The organism is Streptomyces sp. NBC_00443 (assembly GCF_036014175.1).
Taxonomy (GTDB): Bacteria; Actinomycetota; Actinomycetes; order Streptomycetales; family Streptomycetaceae; genus Streptomyces.
The window spans coordinates 4,146,853-4,170,821 of record NZ_CP107917.1 but is presented as its reverse complement, the minus strand read 5'-3'; the positions used below and the strand labels follow the sequence as shown (position 1 = coordinate 4,170,821).

Sequence of the window (23,969 nt, the reverse complement as noted above, 5' to 3'; positions counted from 1 at the left end):
CCGCCGTGCCATACGCCATGCCGCAGCCTGCATTGACAGCAAGCTGTCCAAATGACAGAATATTGTCATCTTCGAGGTCTCCAGGAGGAGCCATGAGCAAGCCCGTGTACCTCGCCGTCTACAACACCCTGGCCGACTGGGAGCCGGGCCACGCCACCGCCCAGCTCGCCCGCGCCGGATACGGGATCCGTACCGTCGGCCCGACCCCGGAGCCCGTCACGAGCGTCGGCGGCCTGCGCATCCAGCCCGACCTGGCCCTGGATGACGTACGGCCGTCCGACGCGGCCCTGCTGATCCTGCCTGGCGCCGACCTCTGGGACGCGGGCGACGAGCTCGCCCCGTTCGCCCGCAAGGCGCGGGAGTTCCTCGACGCGGGTGTGCCGGTCGCGGCGATCTGCGGGGCGACAGCCGGGATGGCGCGCGAGGGGCTGCTCGACGACCGGGACCACACCAGCGCGATCTCCTTCTACCTGGCCGCGACCGGCTACGGCGGCGGCGAGCGGTACGTCGAGGCCGACGCCGTCACCGACGGCGGGCTCGTCACGGCCGGCCCGACCGAGCCCGTCGCCTTCGCCCGGGAGATCCTGCGGCTGCTGAAGGTGTACGACGACGAGGCCGTCGACGCCTGGTACCGCCTGTTCCACGACTCCGACGCCGAGGCGTACGCCGTACTCGAGAAGGCCGGGGTTCTGTGAGCCGGGAACGCCAGGATCTGCTGAGCCGCAGCGCGCTCGGTGTCTTCAAGCTCAACGGCCAGTTCCTCGCGGTCGCCGAGGAACTGGCCCGGCCGGCCGGGCTGACGGCGGCCTGGTGGCAGGTGTTGGGCGCGGTGCTCGGCGAACCCCTGCCCGTCGCCGGCGTCGCCCGCGCCATGGGCATCACCCGGCAGAGCGTGCAGCGCATCGCCGATCTGCTGGTGGACAAGGGGCTCGCCGAGTACCGGCCGAACCCCGCGCACCGCCGGGCGAAGCTCCTCGCGCCGACCGAGGAGGGACGCGCGGCGATCTCCAGGATCGACCCCGGGCACGCGGTCCTCGCGGACCGGCTGGCCGACGCCTTCGGGGACGCGGAGCTCGCCGAGGCCGTACGGGTTCTGGAACGGTTGTCGAAGGTCCTCGACGGGATCGACGCTCCTGTTACCGAACCGTAGACGCCGCCCCGCTCACCTCCCGGTATGCCGCACTATCGTGGGGCCGTCGCGTAGGCGGGGGCTTGCGTGGGTGGGGTTGGGGGCGAGCGATGGAGAAGCTGGGGTCGGGTGATCCGCAGCGGATCGGGGCTTATCGGCTGCTGGCGCGGCTGGGGGCGGGCGGCATGGGGGACGTGTATCTCGCCCGCTCCGACCGCGGCCGTACCGTCGCCGTGAAACTCGTACGGCGGGAACTGGCCGCCCAGGAGGAGTTCCGGGCCCGGTTCCGGCAGGAGGTGCAGGCCGCGCGGCAGGTCGGCGGGTTCTGGACCGCGCCGGTGCTGGACGCGGACACCGAGGCCGAGGTGCCCTGGGTCGCCACCGGGTATGTCGCCGGGCCCAGCCTGCAGCGGGTCGTCGGGCGCGACCACGGGGCCCTGCCCGAGCGCTCGGTGCGGATCCTGACGGCCGGTCTGGCGCATGCGCTCAAGGACATCCATGCCGCGGGGATAGTGCACCGTGATCTGAAACCGTCCAATGTGCTGGTCACCATCGACGGGCCCCGCGTCATCGACTTCGGGATCGCGCGGGCGCTGGAGACGGTGGGCGGCGAGAGCGGGCTCACCCGCACCGGCGCGCTCGTCGGGTCGCCGGGGTTCATGGCGCCCGAGCAGGTGCGCGGCGACCGGATCACGCCGGCGTGCGACGTGTTCTGCCTGGGCTCGGTGCTCTCGTACGCCGCGACCGGCAGGCTGCCCTTCGGCTCCGTCGACAGCGGCGCCCACGCCCTGATGTTCCGCATCGCCCAGGAGGAACCCGACCTGGAGGGGGTGCCCGAGGGGATCGCCGAGCTGGTGCGGGACTGCCTGCGCAAGGACCCCGGCGCCCGGCCGACGCTGGACCGGATCCTGGAGCGTACGGGGGCCGAGGACACCGTCTCCGGAGGGCGGTCCCGGGATCCGTGGCTGCCGAGCGCGCTGGTGGCACAGCTGGGGCGGCATGCGGTGCGGCTGCTGGACACGGAGGATCCGGTGGGGCCGGGGGGAGCGGAGGGATCCGCGCGGCCCGGAGGTTCGGAAGGGCCAGCGCGTCCGGGGCCGGCTGGGGGTGGCTCCGGGGAGCCGACCCCCGCGGCCTCGCCCGAGCACGCCCCGGCCGCCGGGGCGACGCCGCCGGACCAGCTCCCGACCGCGGCCGCGACCCGGGTCGGCCCGCCACCGGAGCCGGGTGCCCCGCCCGGCGGCCCCTTCGGGGACGCCGCCGCCCCTGGCGGTACCCCGGCCCACCCGGCCTACGGCTCTCCGCAGCAACACCCGCAGCAGCCGGCGTACGGCTACCCGGAGCCCGGCCCGCGCTCGCCCTACGGCTCGGCCCCCTCGTACGGCGCCACACCCTCCTACGGCCCGAACCCGCCGTACGGTCACGGCCCGTCGTACGGGCCCACCCCGCCGTACATCCCCGGCGTCCCACCCGAGGAGCCCCGCCGGAGCGGTCGTTCCACGGTGGCCCTCGTCCTCATCGCGCTGGTCGTCGCGCTCGCCGCCGGCGGTTCGGTGTACGGCCTGATGAACGGCGGCGACGGGAACGGGGCCGGCGGTGATCCGACCGTTTCCCCGACCGTCACGACCGACACGACCGGCTCCGGGGGCGACGACCCGACCGCCGCCCCCACCCCGAGCCCGACTGCCTCGGCGCCGGGGGACGGTGTGATCCCGGCCGGGTACCTGGGCACCTGGACGGCCTCGATCGACAACGCGGGCGGCGCGAACACCCGTCGGCTGACCATCCGGCAGGGCGAGGTGGGCGACACGGTTCTCTCCTCGTCGCCGACGGTCCCGCCGGAACCGGCACCTACCACTGCGAGTTCGAGGCGGACCTGACCCGAGCGCCGGTCGGGAACGGCCCGTTGGCGATGGGCCCCTCCACCGTGACGGCCGGCGAGCCCGCCACCTCCTGTTCGCCGGGCGAGGCCACCCGGATCACGCTGCTGCCGGACGGCAGGCTGGAGCGGGTGAACACAAGCAGCGGGGAGAAACTGACGTACCGGAAGCATTAGCGGGGGCAGCGCCGAGCAGTGGCGTGATTCCGGTGAACGGCCCTTTCCTGTGGGGTGGTTGAACAAACCGCGAACTGCCCCAGGAGTCGGTCGTATGTTCCCCTGTGCGCGCGTACGGTGACCCCACCATCCGACTCCGGGGAGTAGCGGGGGCACCCACATGGAGTGGCTGAGCGCTGAGAACGTCGTGGCCGTCGGGACGGCGGTCATCGGCGTCGTCGCGTCCGGTGTCATGGTCTGGTACGAGCGCCGGGTGCCGGGCCGCAAACGGATCGGGTACCGCGTCCAGATGGACAACGCGATCGGCGACGACGTGCGCTCGGGCCGGGAGAACCGGCGTCTGGGCCTGTTCGACGAGGCGCCGGGCATGGTCGACGCCACGCTGGTCCTGCTGCGCATCGAGAACGACGGCTCACAGACCATCGACCGCGACGACTACACGAGCCCCGAACGGCACGGGCTGACGGCGGTGTTCACCGACCGCACCATTCGCGGGGTCTCCGTCACGCAGCCGACCGACATCGACCACATCATGGACCACTTCAGCGCCGACCGCGGCTTCGGGTACGAGGGGAACCGGCTGCGCATCCCGCGGGTGCCGCTCAACCGCGGCGACTACTTCAAGCTGCTGGTGCTGCTCTCCGGCGGTGATGTCGGGCGCGAGATACGGCTGTACGGCGGGATCCGGGAAGGCGAGGTGCACCCCAACCGCAGCGCCACCCCGGACGAGAAGGAGAACGTCTTCAGCCTTCCGGCACGGGTGTTCACCGCCCTGCTCACGGCATCCGTGCTGGTGCTCGCCGGCATCGTCGTCTTCCGGGACGGCAATCCGATCGAGTGCGAGCGGGGCGGGCTGACGGTGACCGGGTCCACCGCGTTCGCACCGGTGATCGAGACGCTCGCGAAGGACTACGAGGGCAAGTGCCAGGGAGCCGACATCACGGTCGAGGCGCGCGGCAGCGAGCTCGGTGTCGTCGAACTCGACGCGCTGGCAGGCCGGTCGAAGGACAGCGCGCGGTCCGTGATCGCCTTCTCGGACGGGCCGTCGGGCGAGCGGCTGGGGCTGCGGGGGAAGAAGATCGCGCTGTCGGCCTACACGCTGGTCGCAAGCGAAGGGAACGCGTTCGCGGCGGCCGGGTTGTCGGTGCGGCAGGTGCGGGAGCTGTATGCGGGGACGTACACACGCTGGGGGCAGCTGATGTCCGAGGCGGAGCGGGAGACGACGTACCGCGACCTCGCCGACCTGCCCATCGTCCTCGTCAGCCGGGGGGACAACTCCGGGACCCGGCAGATCTTCCAGGAGCGGGTGCTCGACGGGCGGTGGGAGAGCGCGCCCAGTACCTCGCTGGACTGCCGTGACAACGCCTCGGTCGTCGTGCGCTGTGAACTCGCCTCCACCGGCGACGTGCTGAAGAAGGTCGCGGCAGCGCGCGGCGCCATCGGCTACAGCGAGCTCGCCCTCGCCAAGGCCGCCGAGAGGGACGGCGTGGCCAGGGTGCCGCTGGACGGCGAACAGGCCGACATCGACGAGATCGAGACCAACGGCAGCACCTATCCGTATCGCGACGTCGAATACGCCTACACCTACGGCGCCCCGCGCAACGGGACCCTCGCCGCCAGCTTCCTCGCCTACCTCGACGAGGAGACGAGCCGGCAGGCGATCCGGGACAAGGGGCATCTGCCGTGCCGCCAGGCGATGACCCTCTGCGAGTGACCTCCGGTGGTCGGGCGGCGTGCCTGTGGCGGCCCGGTGCTGCTCGGCAGGGGGTGCGTCACCGGATCTCCGGGGGGCGTTGGCGCGGCATGTTGGGGCGGGCGCCGTTCGCCGGGGAGGCGGGGAAGCGGCCCAGGGCCGTGCCCGTGTCGTGGCGGATGCCCCCGGCCGACGCGGACTGAATGCCCAGCGGCGCCGATCCCGTCCGGAACTCCACCATCCAGTCCGCCGTCTCCGCACGGACCAGCTCCGTCACGTCCTCGCAGAACCGCCGCAGCACCCCCAGACACCGCTCGGCGGCCTCACTCGCCGTCCCCTCAGCCGGCCCCAGAACCTCCCGCACACTCTCCGTCGCCCAGTCGAACTGCAGCGCCTGAAGCCGCCGCTGCACCGCTTGGGCCGTGGCGACGTCCCTTATCCACCCGGACGTCAGCCCGAAGAACCGGTCGGCCGCGACGCACGCCGCCGCCAGCAGCAGCGCCAGATAACCCCAGGCAGCCGTCCCGCTCACCGCCCCCGTCACATCCAGCAACGGCAACGCGGCGCCCACGACCGCCCCGGACGCCGCTCCCCCCCGCAACGCGCGAGCCCCCCGCCGCTTCCACACCCGGTCCGCGAGATACCACGCGGCCGTGTTCAGCGCCCCCCGCTCCACCCACCGGTACAGCTCGTCCAACCGCACCGCCGGCTCTCCCCAGTCCCCGAGCGGAAAGGCCCGACCCGTCAGATCGCCCGGCCGCAGTCCGGCCGCCCCTTCGCCGCCCCGCCCGTCCTGTGGCGACCTGTCGGGCTGCATCTCCGGCTGAACCACCCGGCACTCCCTACTGATCACGGTGTGTGACCGCACGTACGACCCGGGTACGACCACCGCGGCGCACGGAACGTCACGCAACACCTGAGGCTGACGCGCCGGACCCTTCCTACCGCCCAATGGGTGGCGAAGAGATGCCTTTCGCCTATTTTCCGCCCGGAAGGGGGTCTTGATCAGGTATAGGACTCCAGTTCTTCTCACTCGAAAGAGTGCCGGGGCGACGGCTGCCCGGACCACGTAGGCTCGTGCTGAACGGGAAAGCCGTACAGAGGCAAGGAGCTGATCGTGATCCCCGGTGGTGGCCAGCCCAACATGCAGCAGCTGCTCCAGCAGGCCCAGAAGATGCAGCAGGACCTGGCGAGGGCGCAGGAGGAACTGGCTCAGACGGAGGTCGAGGGCCAGGCGGGCGGCGGCCTGGTGAAGGCCACCGTGACGGGTTCCGGCGAACTCCGGGCGCTCAAGATCGACCCGAAGGCGGTGGACCCGGAGGACACCGAGACCCTCGCCGACCTGGTCATCGCGGCCGTGCAGGCGGCCAACGAGAACGCGCAGGCGCTCCAGCAGCAGAAGCTGGGCCCGCTGGCCCAGGGCCTGGGCGGCGGCAGCGGCATCCCCGGCCTGCCCTTCTGACGCCGCGGGCGTTGTCCGGCTTGTCTTCTAAGACGGGCCGACGCCAACTACCGTACGTACCGTAAGGAACCGCAGGACCCAGGAAGGACGGCAGTCCGTTGTACGAAGGCGTGGTCCAGGACCTCATCGACGAGCTGGGACGGCTGCCCGGCGTCGGTCCCAAGAGCGCCCAGCGGATCGCCTTCCACATCCTGCAGGCGGAACCGACGGACGTACGGCGCCTCGCGCAGGCCCTGATGGAGGTCAAGGCGAAGGTCCGCTTCTGCGCGACGTGCGGGAACATCGCGCAGGAAGAGCTGTGCAACATCTGCCGGGACACGCGCCGCGACCCGGCGGTGATCTGCGTGGTCGAGGAGCCGAAGGACGTCGTGGCGATCGAGCGCACCCGTGAGTTCCGGGGCCGCTACCACGTCCTCGGCGGCGCGATCAGTCCGATCGAGGGTGTCGGTCCGGACGACCTGCGTATACGAGAACTTCTCGCGAGGTTGGCCGACGGGACGGTCACGGAGCTGATCCTGGCCACGGACCCGAACCTGGAAGGCGAGGCCACGGCCACGTACCTCGCCCGCATGATCAAGCCCATGGGCCTGAAGGTCACCCGCCTGGCCAGCGGCCTCCCGGTGGGTGGCGACCTGGAATACGCGGACGAGGTCACCCTCGGCCGCGCCTTCGAGGGGAGACGACTCCTAGATGTCTGACGCCACGCTGCACGCGAACGAGCAGAACCCGGACGACTTCGCGGTCCAGATCTCGGACCAGATCGAGAGCTTCCTGGTCGCCGTCACGGAGGTCGCGAAGGGCGACGAGCCTGGCTCGACCGTGCCCTTCCTCCTCCTGGAGGTCTCCCAACTCCTCCTGGCCGGCGGCCGTCTGGGCGCCCACGAGGACATCGTCCCCGAGGAGCGCTACGAGCCCGACCTGGGCCCGGAGCTCGACGTCGACGAACTCCGCGAGAACCTCGCCCGCCTGCTGGACCCGGTCGACGTCTACTCCGAGGTCTTCGACCCCTACGAGCCCCGCAGGGCGCCGGTCCCGGCCCGGATCTCCGACGACCTGACCGACGTCATCACCGACCTGCGCCACGGCATGGCCCACTACCGCGCCGGCCGCGTCACCGAGGCGTTGTGGTGGTGGCAGTTCTCCTACTTCTCCAACTGGGGCTCTACGGCGTCGGCGACCCTGCGTGCCCTGCACTCGGTCCTGGCGCACGTCCGCCTGGACCAGCCGCTGGCGGAGCTGGACGGCCTGGACACCGACCAGGGCATGGGCGACGAGACCCTGGAGTTCGAGGCAGGCAAGGTGATGGAGCAGGAGATCGTGGAGCCGCTGGGGCTGCGCCCGGCGAAGTAGGCGCTGCGCCCAGCGTGACGCTGTTCGGGGTGTGAGCGGATTCAGGGACGGGGTGTAGCGGGCTACACCCCGCCTTCGGGAGCGCGCTCCCTCGTGGCTGACCCCGGGAGCCGGGATCGTTGATCTCACCAGGTCAACGGCCGTCGAACCGGCCCCGCCCCGAAGGAAACCGTCATGAAGGCCCTGCTCTCCTCCCGCCCCGCCCTGTGGTTCCTCTTCCTCTTCAACGCTGTCGTCGCCGCGGCCGCCCCTTCGTCGTCGACGGCACGCAGGGCGTCATGACCGCCGTCGGCATGGGCGTCGTATCGCTCGGCGCCGGGGCCGAGTTGGTGCGCGGGCGCGGCCGTAAGAAGGCTGTCGCTGTGTGATCGGGCAGGCGCGCAGCGTGAGTTGGAGACGTGTTGTCCCGGGCCTGTACGTCCGCTGGACGGGCCCTAACCAGCGCCGGGCGAATCTGGAGTCACTTCCACCAGATCCCTGGAGATGCGATGACTCGTCGTTCCACAAGCAAGCGCGTAGCCATGGTCACCGCCACCGCGGTTGTCGCCGTCGGCACCGTCGCCGCCGGTGCCGCGGTCGCCGGGCCCGGGTGGGGTGACGGGCGGCCCGGCAAGAAGCAGGTGGCCGGCCTGTTCGACCAGTGGAACAGGACGCTGCAGACCGGCGACCCGGAGAAGGTCGCCGACCTGTACGCGAGCGACGCGGTCCTGCTGCCCACCGTGTCCAACAAGGTCCGCGCCGACCACGCCGCCATAGTCGACTACTTCGAGCACTTCCTCGCCAACAAGCCCGTCGGCAAGAAGATCGAGACGCACGTCAACGTCCTCGACAACAACTCCGTGATCGACGCCGGCACCTACCAGTTCACGCTCACCGACCCCGAGACCGGCGAGAAGAGCGTCGTCAAGGCCCGCTACACGTACGCGTACGAGAAGCGCGGCGGTGAGTGGCTCATCGTCAACCACCACTCCTCGAAGATGCCCGAAGGCTGATCCGCACCGACAGCCCGCCCCCGGGCGCGTCGCCCAAGGCCACCGTCCCGCCGTCGTCGGTCACCAGTTGCTTGACGACGGAGAGGCCGAGCCCCGAGCCCGCGCGCCCGGTCAGGCCCTTGCCACGCCAGAAGCGGTCGAAGGCACGGGACTTGTCGGTGTCCGACATGCCCGGGCCCTCGTCGTCCACCGACAGCACCACCTCGTCGCCCCGCGGCTCCACCCGGACCGTGATCGTGCCGCCGTCGGGTGACACCTCCAGGGCGTTCGAGAGCACGTTGTCCAGCACCTGTTCCATATGACCGGGGCTGGTCAGCGCAAGCAGCCGGCCGTCGGCACTCCCCCTGAGCGCGATGGTGACTCCGCGCTCGTCGGCGGCCGGCCTCCACACCGCCAGCCTCTCCCGCACGATGTCCCACAGGGCCAGCGGCTCCGCCGCGGTGACCTTCGCCTCCGCCCGTGCCAGCACCAGCAGGCCGTTCACCAGGCGGCTCATCCGGACGACCTCCGCGGTCGCCTGCTCCACGTCCTCCTTGACGAACTCGTCGTCCACACCGTCCGCGATGTTGTCCAGCGACAGCCGCAACGCCGTGAGAGGGGTCCTGAGTTGATGGGAGGCGTCCGCGACGAAGATGCGCTGCGACCCGATCAGGGTGTCGAGGCGTTCCGCGCCCTGATTGAGGGTGCGGGCCAGCGTCTGGGTCTCCTGCGGGCCGGTGACGGGGGAGCGGGCCGTGAGATCGCCGTCGCTGAACTTGCTCGCCATGTCGTTGAGTTGGCGCAGGGGACGGGTGAGCCGGCGGGCCACCACGACGCCGATCGCTGCGGCCACACCCAGGACGATCACGGCGAGGACCGCGCGAAAGCCCCAGATCTGCCACAGGCGGCTGGTCATCTCACCGGTCGAGTACTTGATGCGTACGGCGCCGACGACCGGGCCCTTGTCGCTGCCGCCGGCCGTGGCCCCCTCGTGCGCGGGGACGGTGACGACCAGGTGGTCACCCCAGATGAAGTCGGAGCCCCAGTCGACCGAGGGCTCGCCGGACCGCAGAGCCCTGGTCAGCGCCTCGTCCGCGGTGGGCCGCGGCAGGTCGGCAGCGCATGCCGCGGTGGCGGTCACCTGGATCTCGTCCTCGTAGGCGTTGGCCACCTCCTCCAGGGCCTCGCATGCCGCGCTCTCGTCGTTGCCCAGCAGCAGGGCCATGGCGCCCGCCTCGCGCAGGACGGACGCCTTGGTGTCGTCGCGGAGTTGGTCGGTGAGCGTGAACGCCACCGGCACGGTGAACAGGGCGATGGCGACCGCGACGAGCAGGACGTAACTGCGGACGAGCTGACGGATCATGACGTGCCGTCGCCCCCGCCGCTCCCGCCCCCGTCAGCCTTGACGATCTCCAGCCGGAATCCGACCCCCCGCACTGCCTCGATCGTGATCGCGCCCGTCAGCTTCCGCCGCAGCGCCGCCACATGCACGTCCAGCGTCTTCGTCGGGCCGAACCAGTTCGCGTCCCAGACCGCCTCCATGATCTGCTCGCGCGACATCAGCGCCCCGGGCTCCTCGGTGAGGAAGGCCAGCAGGTCGTACTCCTTGGGCGCGAGGGCCACCTCCGTGCCGTCCAGGCGGACGCGGGCGGCCTTGCGGTCGACGGTCAGGCGGGGTCCGTAGTGGTCCGGGCCGGACTCGGCGGCGGTCCGGGGCTGCGCGCGGCGCATCACCGCCCTTATCCGCGCGATGACCTCGCGGACCCCGAACGGCTTGGACACGTAGTCGTCCGCGCCGAGTTCCAGCCCGACCACCCGGTCCGTCTCGTCGCTGCGCGCGCTGATCACGATGATCGGGACGTCGCCGCGCCCGCGCAGGGCCTTGCAGACGTCGAGCCCGTCGGTGTCGGGCAGGCCGAGATCGAGGAGTACGACGTCATAGGGGGCGTCGTGACCCAGCGCCGCGCTGCCCGTGGTGACCCAGGCCACCTCGAAGCCGTACCGCAGGAGTCCTCGCCGGAGCGACTCGGCGACCGGTTCGTCGTCTTCCACCAGAAGTACGCGCACAGGGCGAACCATAGTGGTTGAACTTTAAAGACGCCCGGCCGCCGAGCCCGTGAACAGGCGACATGCGGGCAAACCCGCTGTTACCACATGATCGGCAGCCGCTCCGGAATCCGCTTCATGAAGCCGGTCCGCCACACCAGCTGCTCGATCGGCACCGCGAGGCGCACGTCCGGCATCCGCTCCAGCAGGGTCTCCAGGGCGATCTCGGCGTGCCTGCGGCCGAGGGCGGTGGCGGGGCAGTAGTGGCGGCCGCCGCCGAACGAGAGGTGCGCGGTGCTGTTCTCGCGGGTGAGGTCGACGGCGTACGGGTCGGGGAAGGCGGCCGGGTCGAAGTTCGCGCCCTCGACGAGGACGAGGACCAGTTCGCCCGCCTTCACCTGCACATCGCCCAGCTGTACGTCCTCGGTCGCGAGCCTCGGCAGGCCGTCGCCGATGGACAGGTTGATGCGCAGGAGCTCGTCCACGGCCGCGGGGATCCTGTCGGGGTGCGCGATCAGCTCGGCCTGGAGCTCCGGGTGCTGGATCAGCGACACCAGCGCCATGGTCAGGAAGCCCGCGGTGGAGATGACGCCCGCGCCGAACATCGTCACCCCGACCGTCGCGAGCATCTCGTCGGTGAGGTGGCCGTACTCGGGGTCCGCGCGCAGGGCGGCGAGCTCGGCCATCAGACCCGTCGTCGCCGGGTCGTCGAGCCGCTCGGTCATGTACGCGATGTCCCGGTCCCAGTTCAGCCGGGCCCCCGCGACCGGACACGCCGAGTTCATGAACGCGATGTCCAGGCTGCGCATCAGCCGCGGCGCGTCCTGCTGCGGGATGCCGAGGATGCGGCAGTGCATGCCCGCCGAGTACGGGTCGGCGAAGCCGCCGCGCAGGTCCGCCGGGGCACCCTCGCGAACCAGCCCGTCGACCAGCTCGGCGGCGTAGGACCGCAGCCACTCGGCGAGGCCGGGGCTCTTCGGGTTGAGGGCCTTCAGTACGGCCTTGCGCAGCCCGGCCCCGGTGATGTTCCCCATGTTGTTGACGACCTCGGGCGGGATCGTCAGCGCGTACTGGCGGGGCACCCCGGGGGCGGAGGTGTCCTTCAGGCTGAACCGCGGGTCTTCGAGGACCTGCCGGCAGAGTTCGTACGACGACACGAGCCAGGCCTCGTCGCCGGCGATGGTGCGGACCCGCCGTACGGGCGTGCCGGTGCGCAACTCCTCTACTTCGGCGGGGAGCTGGTCGCCCCGCCAGGAGAACGGGAAGTCGATCGCGGTGAGCGTTTCAGTGGACATCGGTGCCGGTCTCCTCCGGGTCGGTCCCCTCGGCGGGCGTCACGATGGCGTGCCCCTGGTTACGGGAGGCGCGCAGGCCGGCGCCGCGAGAGTAGAGCAGCTCGGCCATCGGCAGGAGCTGGTGGTAGCAGTTGAGGGAGGAGGGGACGCCGAGGATGGCCGGGGTGTCCAGGAAGAGGGGGGCCTCGGCGCAGACGTAGGCCAGGCAGACCTCGCGCTGTGCGTCGCTCGCGCGTCCCGCCTTGCCGGTCAGGAAGGTGTCGACGAGCTTCTCGCAGGTCGTGCGGAACTCGTCGTCGGTGGCGAGGCGGGCCTGGAGCCGGTCGTGGATCTCGCGGTACGCCGCGTTGCCGCGGAAGTCGGACATGGCGTGGGCATACAGGCGGGTGCCGCCGGGGTCGACGGCCTGGACGGCGCCCAGGACCTTGGCCCGCACCCCGCGCAGGTTCTTCACCGCCTTGCGGCGCGCGTCCTCGGGCGGATAGCCGGACGCGGCGTACATCTCGGCCACGTACAGGTCGGTGTAGACGAAGTCCACCCGCTCGAAGAGCGCGAGGCCCCAGCGGGCCAGGTCGTGGACGCGGGCGGCGGAGAAATAGCTGTTGCCGGTGGAGACGCCGATGACGGCGTGGTCGCCGGCGACGCGGATGACTTCGCAGTGGGGTGTGAAGGGCTCGATCTTGAAAAGGCCGGTCGGCGAATCCGTGTCCGGGTGGTCCGTGGCGGGGGCCGATGCGGCTGGAGTGACGTGCTGGATCTCTGAAGCGGTCGCAGTCGTCAAAGGAGGAGGGTCCTTCGCGTCGCAAGTCCCGATGGAGCCGTGTGCTCCTGGTGTGGCGACGACGACGCGAAGTTAGCGTTTGGCTACGGAGAGCGTCAATGCCCTCTTGACGCCGGCACCCCGCCGGTAGTGACCTGCCCCACTTTCCGGAGTGCCCTGCCCGCGGCCGGGCAGACACCATCCCGGAGCGTCCGAATCTCACCATCTGGGAACCCCAAGGTCGTTTTCGGACGCTCGGTAAACTGAGCCGACACACACGGACTGAGCGAGGAGCGCACGTGGGCCTTGTCGTGCAGAAGTACGGAGGCTCCTCCGTAGCCGATGCCGAGGGCATCAAGCGCGTCGCCAAGCGGATCGTGGAAGCCAAGAAGAACGGCCACCAGGTGGTCGCCGTGGTTTCCGCGATGGGCGACACGACGGACGAGCTGATCGATCTCGCCGAGCAGGTATCCCCGATCCCTGCCGGGCGCGAGCTCGACATGCTGCTGACCGCGGGAGAGCGGATCTCCATGGCCCTGCTGGCCATGGCGATCAAAAGCCTGGGCCACTCGGCCCAGTCGTTCACCGGCAGCCAGGCAGGTGTCATCACCGACTCGGTCCACAACAAAGCCCGGATCATCGATGTGACGCCGGGCCGGATCCGCACCTCGGTGGACGAGGGCAACATCGCCATCGTCGCCGGTTTCCAGGGCGTGAGCCAGGACAAGAAGGACATCACCACGCTGGGCCGCGGCGGGTCCGACACCACCGCGGTCGCGCTGGCCGCAGCGCTCGACGCCGAGGTGTGTGAGATCTACACCGACGTCGACGGCGTGTTCACCGCCGACCCGCGCGTGGTCAAGAAGGCGAAGAAGATCGACTGGATCTCCTTCGAGGACATGCTGGAGCTGGCTGCGTCCGGCTCGAAGGTGCTGCTCCACCGCTGTGTGGAGTACGCCCGCCGGTACAACATCCCGATCCACGTCCGGTCCAGCTTCAGCGGACTTCAGGGCACGTGGGTCAGCAGCGAGCCGATCGAGCAAGGGGTAAAGCAGGTGGAGCAGGCCATCATCTCCGGTGTCGCGCACGACACCTCCGAGGCCAAGGTCACGGTCGTCGGTGTGCCGGACAAGCCGGGCGAGGCCGCCGCGATCTTCCGGACGATCTCCGACGCCGAGATCAACATCGACATGATCGTGCAGAACGTGTCCGCCGCCTCCACGGGCCTGACGGACATCTCCTTCACGCTCCCCAAGGCCGAGGGCCGCAAGGCCATCGACGCCCTGGAGAAGAACAAGCACGGCATCGGCTTCGACTCGCTGCGCTACGACGACCAGATCGGCAAGATCTCCCTCGTCGGCGCCGGCATGAAGACCAACCCCGGTGTCACGGCCGACTTCTTCAAGGCGCTGTCCGACGCCGGCGTGAACATCGAGCTGATCTCCACCTCCGAGATCCGTATCTCGGTGGTCACCCGCGCCGACGACGTCAACGAGGCCGTGCGCGCCGTGCACTCCGCCTTCGGGCTCGACTCCGACAGCGACGAGGCCGTGGTCTATGGCGGCACCGGGCGGTGACAGCCGGGACTGGACCGACGCTCGCGGTCGTGGGAGCGACCGGGGCCGTGGGCTCGGTCATGCTCCAGATCCTGTCCCAGCGTGCGGACATCTGGGGTGAGATCCGTCTGATCGCCTCGCCGCGCTCGGCCGGCCGCAAGCTGGCCGTGCGCGGCGAGGAGGTCGAGGTGGTGGCGCTCACCGAGGAGGCCTTCGCCGGGGTCGACGTCGCGATGTTCGACGTACCGGACGAGGTGGCCGCCCGATGGGCGCCGGTCGCCGCCGCCAAGGGCGTGGTGGTGGTGGACAACTCGGGCGCCTTCCGCATGGACCGGGAGGTGCCCCTCGTCGTCCCCGAGGTCAATCCGCACGCGGTCCGGATGCGGCCCCGCGGGATCGTCGCCAACCCCAACTGCACGACTCTCTCCATGATCGTGGCGCTGGGCGCGCTGCACGCGGAGTTCGGGCTGCGCTCGCTGGTGGTGTCCTCCTACCAGGCGGTGAGCGGAGCCGGGCGCGCCGGTGTGGAGACGCTCAGGCAGCAGCTGTCCCTGGTCGCCGGTACGGAACTGGGCACCCACCCCGGTGATGTGCGGCGGGCCGTCGGCGACCACACCGGGCCGTTCCCGGAGCCGGTCGCGCTGAACGTCGTGCCGTGGGCCGGGTCGCTGCGCGAGGACGGCTGGTCGTCGGAGGAGATGAAGGTGCGGGACGAGTCCCGCAAGATCCTCGGGCTGCCGCAGCTGCCGGTCGCGGTGACCTGTGTGCGGGTGCCCGTGCTGACCGGGCACTCGCTGACCCTGCATGCCCGCTTCGAGGGTGAGGTCACGGTCGCCAAGGCGCGCGAGATCCTGGCGACGGCACCGGGGGTCGTGCTGTACGACGACCCGGAGGCCGGCGAGTTCCCGACGCCCGCCGACGTGGTCGGCACGGATCCGACCTGGGTCGGCCGGGTGCGGCGCGCGCTCGACGATCCGACGGCGCTCGAACTCTTCGTCTGCGGGGACAATCTGCGCAAGGGCGCGGCCCTCAACACCGCACAGATCGCGGAGCTCGTGGCGGCGGAGTTTTCGTGAGGCCCCCGGTGGCACCGGAAATCCCCTGGGCCTGGGCCGATTCGTTTGTAGGATCTGTGTGAAAAGTGTGAGCTGATCGATGGTCCGGACCACTTGAACCGGACCCCGGCGGCAGCTGAAGATTTTTCTCCCCGCTCTTGCAACCGCTTGCAGGGCGGGGAGCGTCTTTGCGGTCGCCCTTATGGGGCGTGGAGACGCGTTTTTTCTGGCGTGGGGACGCCGAATGAGCAGGCGTGGGGACGCCCGCTCATATATAGACATAAGGGAAGAGCGGGTAGGCATGTGGGCGTTTGACGCACGGTCAGTTGTGCTGCCTGGCACGAGACGGTCGGCTGCGGGGTCCGGAGGTTCGGCTGCCGTGGGCACAGGGCCCCTTGCGGGGACTGACGCAAAAGTGACGTCCGGCACGTACAACCCTCACGGGGGGAAGCGTGTCCAACTGGCGTGGCAGAGGTTCTCGACTTCAGCGCGGCGACCCGCGGTACGGCCCTACGGCCGCCCCGCCGTCCCGTCCGACCCCGCATGGGCACGCCCGGCGGCATGCCGGTGATCGCGCCCATGCCCGCAGCGCGGCCCGCCCGCATCCCAGGTCAGCGCGACGGCGCCGAGCTCGCCGAGAACAGCGCGGCCGCCGGCACGACCGTCGACCACCTCACCGAGACCTACCGGGCGCACTACCGCTCGCTGCTGGGTCTCGCGGCGCTCCTCCTCGACGACACCGCCTCCTGCGAGGACGTCGTCCAGGAGGCGTTCATCCGCGTCCACTCCGCGCGCAAGCGGGTGCGTGACCCGGAGAAGACGCTGGCGTATCTGCGCCAGACCGTCGTGAACCTCTCCCGCTCCGCCCTGCGCCGCCGCATACTCGGCCTGAAGCTGCTGTCCAAGCCGATGCCCGACATGGCGAGCGCGGAGGAGGGGGCGTACGACCAGCTCGAACGCGACTCCCTCATCAAGGCGATGAAGGGCCTGCAGCGCCGGCAGCGCGAGGTGCTGGTCCTGCGGTACTTCGCGGACATGACCGAGGCCCAGGTCGCCGAGACGCTCGGCATCTCGCTGGGCTCGGTGAAGGCGTACGGCTCGCGCGGCATCGCGGCGCTGCGGGTCGCGATGGAGGCGCCGGCATGAGCGAGGACCATGACGGCCGGCGTGACCCGGCAGGGTGGCCGGACAAGCAACAGCCGAAGCAATCGCACGCTGGGAACGGAACTGTGAACCACGGCCCCGACGACCAGAGCCTCGACGGGCTCGACTCGGACGAGCTGGCACTGCGCCGCATGCTGCACACCGCGGTCGACGAGATCGAGCCGCGCGACGGCACGCTGGACCATCTGCGGCGTGCGGTCCCCGCACGGCGGGCGCGCAAGCGGCAGGCGCTCGTCGGCGCGGCGGCTGCGGTGCTCTTCATCGGCACTGCCGTCCCGGCCCTGGTGCACGTCTCCAACTCCACCGGCTCCGACGTCAATCCGTCCGTCGCCGGCCATGGCGAGCAGGCGCAGGGCGGAGCCGGCGAGGGCAAGCAGACAGACGGCGGCGCGGGCACCTCCGGCGGCACCTCGGGCCGCACCGAGGGCACGGGCAAGGACGGCGAGAAGGAAGACGACAAGGGCACCGGCACCGGTCCCGGCACGGGGTCCGGAAAGCCCGACGACCCCTTGGCGACCAGCACCGCCGGCATAGCCGTGTGCACCTCGGACCAGCTCGGCCTGTCCGGTTCGTCCGCCGATCTGCCCGACTCGTCGGGCACGGTGTACGGCACCTTCCGCTTCAGCAACGTCTCCACCACCGAGTGCACGGTGAGCGGGCCCGGCACGGTCGGTGTGGTTCCGCAGGGAGCCGCTGACCCGACGAAGGTCACCTCGGCCCGGCATGTCGCCGGTGACGCCGCGGTCGGCCTGCCCGACCCGTCGACGGAGTACGCCTCCCTCGTCCTGAAGCCGGGCGCCTCCTACGAGGTCAAGTTCGCCTGGCTCCCCTCGGCGACCTGTCCCACGACGGGCGACAACAACGGCGGCGGCACGGGCGGCCCCGACCCCTCACCGGACCCGACCCCCACCGAGGGCACCCCCGGCACGAGCGAGGGCACGTCCACGGGCGGCGACACCGGCACCACGACCCAGCTGCTGACGGAGGACACCACGGCCGACGGCAGCGTCGCGGTCACCAACGCCCCGGAGGCCGGAGCCCCGAGTGTCACGGTGACGGTGTCCAACGCCTGTGCGGGCACGGTGTACTGGACGGGCCTGCTGCCGGGCGCGTAGGGAACGGGCGGCAGCGGCGCTGTCGCGGCCTGCCGGGCGTTGTCGCCCGGCGTGCGCCTAGGCGTTCGCCTTCTCCTGGGTCGGGCCCTCGCCGGTGCTCCCGGCACCGGCCCGGTTCCCTTCGTCCGCGTCGGTCTCCCCATCGCGGAGCAGGCCCAGTTCCGCGTCCCGTGCGAACTCCGCCTCGCGGCGCAGCAGGCGGAACCACATGAAGACCACGAAGCCCGCGAAGACGAACCACTCGCCGGTGTAGCCGAGGTTCTGGAACGCCTTCAGGTCGAGCCCGGTGTCGTTGGGGGCGGCCACCGGGACCGGCTTCATACCGGAGTCGGCCTTGTTGAGGGTGACCCAGGCGTCGTAGACGTCGTCCGGCACCAGGTTCACCAGCGATGCCGCGCTGATCGCCCCCGTCTGGCCGGACGGCAGGCCACCCTGCGCGGGCACGCCGTTCTCGCCGGGCACTTCGGATGCCTGGAGCGCCCCGGTGACCGTGACCTCGCCGGACGGTGCGGCAGGGATCGCGGCGCGGTCGGCGTCTCCCGGCCGCCAGCCCCGTACCACCGGCAGGGTCTTGCCGTCGTCGGTGTGCAGGAGCGTCAGGACGTAGTAGCCCTGCTTGCCGTCCAGCTCGCGGCCGGGCACGAGCAGCTGCTTGCCGTACCGGCCGCTCGCGGTGACCTGCTTGCCCACGGTCACCTTGTCCACAGGCAGCAGCTCGGCGAGCGGACGGGCCGCCTCCTGCTTGTTCTCCGCGGCCTGCTCACCGGCGCTGCGGTGGCCCTCCACCCGCGCCTCGAACCGGCCCAGCTGCCATGACCCCATGAACACGCAGAAGGGGATGGCGAGCAGCACGAAGACGTTGATCCCCCACCAACGGGGCGTCAGCAGAAACCGGTACACGCCCTCAAAGGTACGGGGCTCCGGCTCAGGGCCGGGCCGCGGGGTAGCCGCGGGGTCAGTACCGCTCGACGAGGTGTTCGCGGCCCGCCGGCGGCTCGTACGGCTCCGGCCAGAAGTCCGTGACCGTGGATATACGGCCGCTCCCGTCCTCCGTGAAGAACGAGACGCCGTACATCTCCTCCAGCCCCACAGTGCAGTGGATCCAGGTCACGACCTGCCCCGGCTCGGCGACAACGCGCTCGACGCGCAGCCGCCAGTCCCCCGGATACTCCCGGTTGAACCGCACATACCGCTCCCGCCCGCTGATGCGCTCGCGCGTCTGCGGCAGCGTGTACACGACGTCCTCGGCGAGCGTCTCGGCGAACGCGTCCCACTCCCGGGCCGCGGCGGTGGCCCAGAACCGCTCGACTGTCCTGCGCAGATCGGTCATGGAAAGGAGTCTGCACCCCGCCACTGACAATGGGCCTGACCTGCGTAAACGCCCGTCCTTTCAGTCCTTGCGGGCCCGCAGTGAGTACATCAGCGGAACCCGCGGCCGCCCGGTGGGGAAACGGAAATAGCCGTCGCGCTCCTCGAAGGACTCGAACCGGCGGAACAGCGAGACGTCGTGCTCGCGCAGGAACTCGATGCGCAGCCCGGCCGCCGCGAGTGCGGTCACGACCTCGCCGACGGGGTGCTGCCACTCGACACTGCGGTTGTTGACGGTGTCGGTGCTGTCCGAGCCGTAGGTGCCGGGGATGTCGTACACCTGGGCGTCGCGGTCGAAGTAGTCGCGGACGACCCGCGAGCCCGTCTCGTCGTCAAGGGCCTCGGTGATGGGGTGGAACTCGGCGAGGTAGAGGAACCCGCCCGGCGCGACGAGGGAGGCCGCCGTCTCGGCCCAGCGGCGGATGTCCGGCAGCCAGCACAGGGCGCCCACGCCGGTGTAGACGATGTCGTACGAGGGGTCCGGCACCGCCTGCGCCGCGTCGTACACGTCGGCCGCGACGAAGGCCGCCCGGTCGGGCCCGAAACCCAGGTCGGCGGCGAGCGAGCGGGCCGTCTCCACCGCAGGTTCGGAGAAGTCCAGGCCCACGACTCGGGCGGCGCCGTGCCGCGCCCAGGACAGGGTGTCCAGGCCCATGTGGCACTGCAGATGCAGCAGCGAGCGGCCCGTCACGTCCCCGACCTCCGCCCGCTCGAACTCGCGCAGCGCGTCGGCGCCGGCGCGAAAGCCGGTGAGGTCGTAGAAGGCGCCGGCGGCGTGCAGCGGGACGCGTTCGTCCCACATGGCGCGGTTGGCCTCGTTCCAGTCCGGGGGGATCGTGGAGTGCATGGACGCGAAGTTATCCACAGGCTGGGGGCCTCGCCAGCGAATTGTCGGCCGGGCCAGGCACTATGGGGCCATGACTGAGAGCCACGGGTCCGATTCGCGGGATCACCACATGCAGGACAAGGACACGCCGGGCAAGGGAATGCCGGACTGGGAGAAGCGCTTCCGGGCACCTCGGGTGTCGCTGCCGGACTGGGCGGAGGACGCCCCGGACCGATCCTTGTTCGTGTCGAACGCCACAGGGACGTACGAGCTGTACGCCTGGGACCGTGCGACGGGCGAGCAGCGCCAGGTGACCGACCGGCCGAACGGCACCACGGACGGCGTGCTCACCCCGGACGGCGCGTGGATCTGGTGGTTCGACGACAAGGACGGCGACGAGTTCGGCGTCTGGCGCCGCCAGCCGTTCACCGGCGGTGAGGACGAGCTCGCGGCGCCGGGCCTGGACCCGTCCTATCCGGCGGGCCTCGCTCTCGGCCGGGACGGCCGCACGGCGATCGTGGGCCGCTCGACGGACGAGGACGGCACGACCGTCCATCTGGCCCGCACCGGTGAGCCCCCGGTGGAGATCTACCGCCACCGCGAGTCCGCGGGCGTCGGCGACCTCTCGCACGACGGCAGGCTGATCGCCGTCGAGCACACCGAGCACGGCGATGCGATGCACTCCGCGCTGCGTGTCCTGCGCCCCGACGGCTCGGCGGTCGCCGAGCTCGACGACACCAAGGGCGGCACCCAGGAGCTGGGCCTGGAGGTCCTGGGCTTCGCCCCGGTGGACGGTGACGCCCGCCTGCTCATCGGCCACCAGAGGCGCGGCCGCTGGGAGCCGCTGGTGTGGGACGTGACGACGGGGGAGGAGACGGACCTCGCGCTGGAGCTGCCCGGTGACGTCAGCGCCGAGTGGTATCCCGACGGGACCGGTCTGCTGATCGCGCACAGCTTCGAGGCCCGCAGCGAGCTGTTCCGGTACGACCTGGCACGGCGTGAGCTGGAGCGGATCCCGACCCCGGCGGGCACCGTGTCCGGCGCGACGGCCCGCCCGGACGGCAGCGTGGAGTATCTGTGGTCGTCGGCCGCGGAGCCGTCGGCGGTGCGGTCGACGACGGGACGGGTGGTGCTGGATCCGCCCGGCCTGAAGTCCCCGGGTTCGGTCCCGGTGGAGGACGTGTGGGTGGAAGGGCCGGGCGGCCGTATCCACGCCCTGGTCCAGCGTCCCGCGGGCGCCGAGGGCCCCCTGCCCACCGTCTTCGACATCCACGGTGGCCCGACGTGGCACGACAGCGACGCGTTCGCGGCGGGCCCGGCGGTCTGGGTGGACCACGGGTACGCGGTGGTGCGGGTCAACTACCGCGGCTCCACGGGTTACGGGCGTGCCTGGACGGACGCGCTCAAGCACCGGGTGGGTCTGATCGAGCTGGAGGACATCGCGGCGGTCCGCGAATGGGCGGTGACCTCCGGCCTGGCCGACCCCGCCCGCCTCATCCTGACCGGCGGCTCCTGGGGCGGCTACCTCACCCTCCTCGGCCTCGGCACTCAGCCCGACGCATGGACGCTGGGCATCGCGAACGTCCCCGTCGCCGACTACGTCACGGCGTACCACGACGAGATGGAAGCCCTGAAGGCCATGGACCGCACCCTCCTGGGCGGCACCCCGGAGGAGGTCCCGGAACGCTTCGAGGCCTCGTCCCCCCTGACCTACGTCGACCAGGTGAAGACCCCGGTCTACATCGCCGCCGGCGTGAACGACCCCCGCTGCCCGATCCGACAGATCGACAACTACGTCAAGCGCCTGGAGGCCCGCGAGGCCGTACACGAGGTGTACCGGTACGACGCGGGCCACGGTTCCCTGGTGGTGGACGAGCGAATCAAGCAGGTACGCCTGGAACTGGACTTCGCGGAGAGGCATTTGAGGGGCTCGGCTGCTTGAGGCCGGCACTTCTCGATGCCGGTCCCGGTATTTTCAGCCCGTCTGGGGGTCCCCCTCTGGGGGAGTTTGAGGACGAGGCCGTTCAGGCCGACAGCGGGGGTCTGGGGGCGGCAGCCCCCAGGGACCGGGGTCGAAGGGGCAGCGCCCCTTCAAGGACGGGAAGGGTAAGGGCGGCGCGGGCGAAACACCCCCTAAGCCCCCGCCCGCTCCCGCGACCGCCTCCCCAACAGCTCCGCCAACCCCCGCCGAGTGGCGGCCAGCACCACCCGGTCGTCCTTCTGCAGGACATACGCGTCGGGCAGATCCCACACCCACCCCGACACCCCACCCACCCCGCCGCCGTCCTCGTAGGCCTCCTCCACCGCAGGCTCCTCCCGACGCTCCTCGCGCCGCTCATCGCGCGGCGTCCGGTCCAGCGCCAGCACCCGCCACGCACCGGCCCGGAAGGCCTCCCCGACGGTCTTGTCCTCAAGCTGTGGATGACCACCCACATCCACCGCAGCGAACAACAGCACCCGCCGCTCGACAGGAATCGCCCCCAGAATCTGCCGCCCCATCATCGCCCCGGCGAACGCGGGCGCGGCCAGATGCGTCACACTGCGGCTGCGCGTAGAGGCATGGGGGTGCGCGGCCCGCAGGGTCCGGTACACGGCGGTGGCGAAGTCGTCGTCGTACAGACGCAGGACCACACGGAGGTCGGGCCGCACGGAGCGGGCGTACAGCGCGGCCTCAAGATTGGTGGTGTCCGCGCTGGTCACCGCCAGCAGCGCATGCGCCCGATGGATCTTCGCGGCCTCCAGGACACCTTCCTGAGTGACGTCCCCGAGCACCACGGGCACCCGCAGCCGCCGTGCCGTGGCCATCCCGCGAGCGTCGGGGTCGGCCTCCACGCACACCACGGGGATGTGCAGTTCCCGCAGCCGGGTCAGCACCCGGGTGCCGATCTTGCCCAGACCGAGCAGCACCACATGCCCGCCCAGCCCACGCGGCGGTTTGCGCAGGGCGGTCGCGGAGCGGAAGGTGCCGAGGGCCTCCAGCACGGCCGCCAGCAGCACCGGAAGCAGCAGCAGACCCATCAGCCCGGACAGCAACTGGAGGATCTGCCGGGCCAGGGACTGGTGGAGGGCGGGTTCGTTGATGGCGAAGAGGTCGAGGAGGGTCATGTACGTGGCGTACAGCGGGTGTTCCCCGGTCACCACCGTCAGTGCCACGGCCAGCGCGGCCACACAGCCCACCAGTACGGCCAGCGACCACCTGAGCCGCCGCGAGAACAGCGAGGCGAACGACGGCACGACGCCTCGCCCCGAGGGCAGGGAGGGACCCGCGTACGACACCTGCTCGAGGACGACCGTCCCGCGGCCCCTGGCCCCCTGCACGGCCGCCGCATCCGGCAGCAGCAGAGGCCCCTGCTCGTCGCCGTTCTCCGAATCGCCCGAACCGTCCGTCCCGGCCGGGTCGTTGTTGGTCGTGGACAGCAGGGCCAGCGTGGCCAGCCCGGACGGGGCCGCCTGCCCCGGGCGCAGGGGCGGGCGCTCCACCGCCCGCAGGAGCAGACCGTCGGTCTGTACGACCTTGGTGGTGCCGGCGACGGCCGTGGCGGCCAGCGCGGGGGCGGCCGTGTCGGCGTCGGACAGGACGGTCGTGGAGGCGTCGAGACCGGCGTCCCCGGCGCCCGTCGCCAACGCGGCCGCCTGGTCGAGGAGTTCCTCGATGTGCTGGCCCAACCGGCGGTTGTACAGCCGCAGGACGAGCCGGAGGCGGGGGTTGAGACGGCGGGCGGTGAGGGCGGCGCGGATGTTGGTCTCGTCGTCGTCATAGACGAGCGCGAGCGCGTCGGCCCGTTCCACGCCCGCGTCGGCGAGCGCGGCCTCCGTGGCCTCGGGGGCCTCCACCACCCGGATGCTCCCGGCCGGTTCGCTGCCGTCGCCGGCTCCGCCGCCCGCACGGTTGACGGCCGCGGTGACCGCTCCGAGCAACGCCGCCGAAGCGGCCCGGGCGCGGCCCACGACCGGTGGTCGTACCGTGCGCTCGGAGGGTGGCACGAGGAGCGTCACCTGCTCGCCGTACACCCCACGCAACTCGGCGGCCAGCCGGTGCGCGAGCCCGTCGTCGCCGCACACGACCATGTGCGCGGCCGTGTCACTCCCTAAGCCCTGATTCGGAACGCTCGCCACGAGGGAA

General features: G+C 71.2%; 23 protein-coding genes. 14 read left to right on the top strand and 9 right to left on the bottom strand.

From position 1 onward, the window contains the following. Positions 1 to 92 precede the first annotated feature (92 nt). The 5 genes from OHO27_RS18560 to OHO27_RS18545 all read left to right on the top strand — a co-directional run bounded on the left by OHO27_RS18560 (position 93) and on the right by OHO27_RS18545 (position 4,899). Complete coding sequence (locus OHO27_RS18560) at positions 93 to 695, top strand: type 1 glutamine amidotransferase family protein (protein ID WP_328425319.1); 603 nt, start codon at positions 93 to 95, stop codon at positions 693 to 695. Beyond that, complete coding sequence (locus OHO27_RS18555) at positions 692 to 1,150, top strand: MarR family winged helix-turn-helix transcriptional regulator (RefSeq protein WP_328425317.1); 459 nt, start codon at positions 692 to 694, stop codon at positions 1,148 to 1,150. Before OHO27_RS18560 ends, OHO27_RS18555 begins: the two co-directional genes overlap by 4 nt. Before the next feature lie 89 nt (positions 1,151 to 1,239). Beyond that, the gene (locus OHO27_RS18550) at positions 1,240 to 3,009 is read left to right on the top strand and encodes a protein kinase domain-containing protein (RefSeq protein WP_443059563.1); all 1,770 of its coding nucleotides are present in this window, start codon (positions 1,240 to 1,242) and stop codon (positions 3,007 to 3,009) included. Between the two features lie 32 nt (positions 3,010 to 3,041). After that, the gene (locus OHO27_RS43155) at positions 3,042 to 3,185 is read left to right on the top strand and encodes a hypothetical protein (protein ID WP_443059562.1); all 144 of its coding nucleotides are present in this window, start codon (positions 3,042 to 3,044) and stop codon (positions 3,183 to 3,185) included. 160 nt (positions 3,186 to 3,345) lie between these two features. Next, entirely contained in the window at positions 3,346 to 4,899 is a 1,554-nt protein-coding gene (locus OHO27_RS18545) for a PstS family phosphate ABC transporter substrate-binding protein (protein WP_328425315.1), read from the top strand. 58 nt (positions 4,900 to 4,957) lie between these two features. Here the strand turns inward: OHO27_RS18545 and OHO27_RS18540 are convergent, their stop codons facing one another. Continuing rightward, entirely contained in the window at positions 4,958 to 5,710 is a 753-nt protein-coding gene (locus OHO27_RS18540; RefSeq protein ID WP_328425312.1) for an SLATT domain-containing protein, read from the bottom strand. A 285-nt stretch (positions 5,711 to 5,995) separates the two neighbouring features. On the opposite strand from OHO27_RS18540, the gene OHO27_RS18535 reads away from it, so the two are divergent. The 4 genes from OHO27_RS18535 to OHO27_RS18520 all read left to right on the top strand — a co-directional run bounded on the left by OHO27_RS18535 (position 5,996) and on the right by OHO27_RS18520 (position 8,682). Continuing rightward, positions 5,996 to 6,340, top strand: a complete 345-nt coding sequence (locus OHO27_RS18535) for a YbaB/EbfC family nucleoid-associated protein (protein WP_328425310.1) — start codon at positions 5,996 to 5,998, stop codon at positions 6,338 to 6,340. Between the two features lie 98 nt (positions 6,341 to 6,438). Then, a complete protein-coding gene (recR, locus tag OHO27_RS18530) occupies positions 6,439 to 7,038 on the top strand; it encodes a recombination mediator RecR (protein WP_274241543.1) in 600 nt (199 codons plus the stop codon). Continuing rightward, the gene (locus tag OHO27_RS18525) at positions 7,031 to 7,690 is read left to right on the top strand and encodes a DUF5063 domain-containing protein (RefSeq protein WP_328425304.1); all 660 of its coding nucleotides are present in this window, start codon (positions 7,031 to 7,033) and stop codon (positions 7,688 to 7,690) included. The genes recR and OHO27_RS18525 overlap by 8 nt, the downstream gene beginning before the upstream one ends. Before the next feature lie 488 nt (positions 7,691 to 8,178). Further along, positions 8,179 to 8,682 (top strand): SgcJ/EcaC family oxidoreductase, encoded by a 504-nt coding sequence (locus OHO27_RS18520; RefSeq protein ID WP_328425302.1) that lies wholly within the window; start codon positions 8,179 to 8,181, stop codon positions 8,680 to 8,682. Here OHO27_RS18520 and OHO27_RS18515 read toward each other — a convergent pair. From OHO27_RS18515 to OHO27_RS18500, 4 genes are all read right to left on the bottom strand, one after another. Continuing rightward, a complete protein-coding gene (locus OHO27_RS18515; RefSeq protein WP_328425300.1) occupies positions 8,648 to 10,024 on the bottom strand; it encodes a sensor histidine kinase in 1,377 nt (458 codons plus the stop codon). The genes OHO27_RS18520 and OHO27_RS18515 overlap by 35 nt on opposite strands. Beyond that, complete coding sequence (locus OHO27_RS18510; protein WP_328425298.1) at positions 10,021 to 10,728, bottom strand: response regulator transcription factor; 708 nt, start codon at positions 10,726 to 10,728, stop codon at positions 10,021 to 10,023. The genes OHO27_RS18515 and OHO27_RS18510 overlap by 4 nt, the downstream gene beginning before the upstream one ends. An 80-nt stretch (positions 10,729 to 10,808) precedes the next feature. After that, positions 10,809 to 12,002, bottom strand: coding sequence for a cytochrome P450 (locus OHO27_RS18505; protein WP_328425296.1), 1,194 nt, complete (start codon positions 12,000 to 12,002; stop codon positions 10,809 to 10,811). Then, positions 11,992 to 12,783, bottom strand: a complete 792-nt coding sequence (locus OHO27_RS18500) for a tRNA-dependent cyclodipeptide synthase (protein WP_328425294.1) — start codon at positions 12,781 to 12,783, stop codon at positions 11,992 to 11,994. Before OHO27_RS18500 ends, OHO27_RS18505 begins: the two co-directional genes overlap by 11 nt. 278 nt (positions 12,784 to 13,061) lie before the next feature. On the opposite strand from OHO27_RS18500, the gene OHO27_RS18495 reads away from it, so the two are divergent. The 4 genes from OHO27_RS18495 to OHO27_RS18480 all read left to right on the top strand — a co-directional run bounded on the left by OHO27_RS18495 (position 13,062) and on the right by OHO27_RS18480 (position 17,652). Continuing rightward, positions 13,062 to 14,339 (top strand): aspartate kinase, encoded by a 1,278-nt coding sequence (locus tag OHO27_RS18495; protein ID WP_328425292.1) that lies wholly within the window; start codon positions 13,062 to 13,064, stop codon positions 14,337 to 14,339. After that, on the top strand, positions 14,336 to 15,394 hold the full coding sequence (locus tag OHO27_RS18490) for an aspartate-semialdehyde dehydrogenase (RefSeq protein WP_328425290.1): 1,059 nt from the start codon (positions 14,336 to 14,338) through the stop codon (positions 15,392 to 15,394). The genes OHO27_RS18495 and OHO27_RS18490 overlap by 4 nt, the downstream gene beginning before the upstream one ends. Before the next feature lie 444 nt (positions 15,395 to 15,838). Further along, positions 15,839 to 16,519 (top strand): SigE family RNA polymerase sigma factor, encoded by a 681-nt coding sequence (locus tag OHO27_RS18485; RefSeq protein ID WP_328425288.1) that lies wholly within the window; start codon positions 15,839 to 15,841, stop codon positions 16,517 to 16,519. After that, positions 16,516 to 17,652: a hypothetical protein gene (locus OHO27_RS18480; RefSeq protein WP_328425286.1), complete on the top strand. Its 1,137-nt coding sequence runs from the start codon at positions 16,516 to 16,518 to the stop codon at positions 17,650 to 17,652. The genes OHO27_RS18485 and OHO27_RS18480 overlap by 4 nt, the downstream gene beginning before the upstream one ends. A 57-nt stretch (positions 17,653 to 17,709) precedes the next feature. On the opposite strand, the gene OHO27_RS18475 is transcribed toward OHO27_RS18480, so the two are convergent. Genes OHO27_RS18475 through OHO27_RS18465 form a run of 3 tightly spaced genes read right to left on the bottom strand, consistent with a single transcriptional unit; the run spans position 17,710 to position 19,867 of the window. Next, complete coding sequence (locus tag OHO27_RS18475) at positions 17,710 to 18,552, bottom strand: SURF1 family protein (protein ID WP_328425284.1); 843 nt, start codon at positions 18,550 to 18,552, stop codon at positions 17,710 to 17,712. Positions 18,553 to 18,607: 55 nt separating this feature from the next. Next, entirely contained in the window at positions 18,608 to 18,982 is a 375-nt protein-coding gene (locus OHO27_RS18470) for a nuclear transport factor 2 family protein (RefSeq protein WP_328425282.1), read from the bottom strand. A 60-nt stretch (positions 18,983 to 19,042) separates the two neighbouring features. Then, entirely contained in the window at positions 19,043 to 19,867 is an 825-nt protein-coding gene (locus OHO27_RS18465) for a class I SAM-dependent methyltransferase (RefSeq protein WP_328425280.1), read from the bottom strand. Between the two features lie 70 nt (positions 19,868 to 19,937). Here OHO27_RS18465 and OHO27_RS18460 point away from each other — a divergent pair, with 70 nt between their 5' ends. Then, positions 19,938 to 21,788, top strand: a complete 1,851-nt coding sequence (locus tag OHO27_RS18460; RefSeq protein WP_328425278.1) for a S9 family peptidase — start codon at positions 19,938 to 19,940, stop codon at positions 21,786 to 21,788. A 191-nt stretch (positions 21,789 to 21,979) separates the two neighbouring features. Here OHO27_RS18460 and OHO27_RS18455 read toward each other — a convergent pair whose 3' ends face one another. After that, on the bottom strand, positions 21,980 to 23,914 hold the full coding sequence (locus OHO27_RS18455) for an NAD-binding protein (RefSeq protein WP_328425276.1): 1,935 nt from the start codon (positions 23,912 to 23,914) through the stop codon (positions 21,980 to 21,982). Between the last annotated feature and the right edge of the window lie 55 nt (positions 23,915 to 23,969).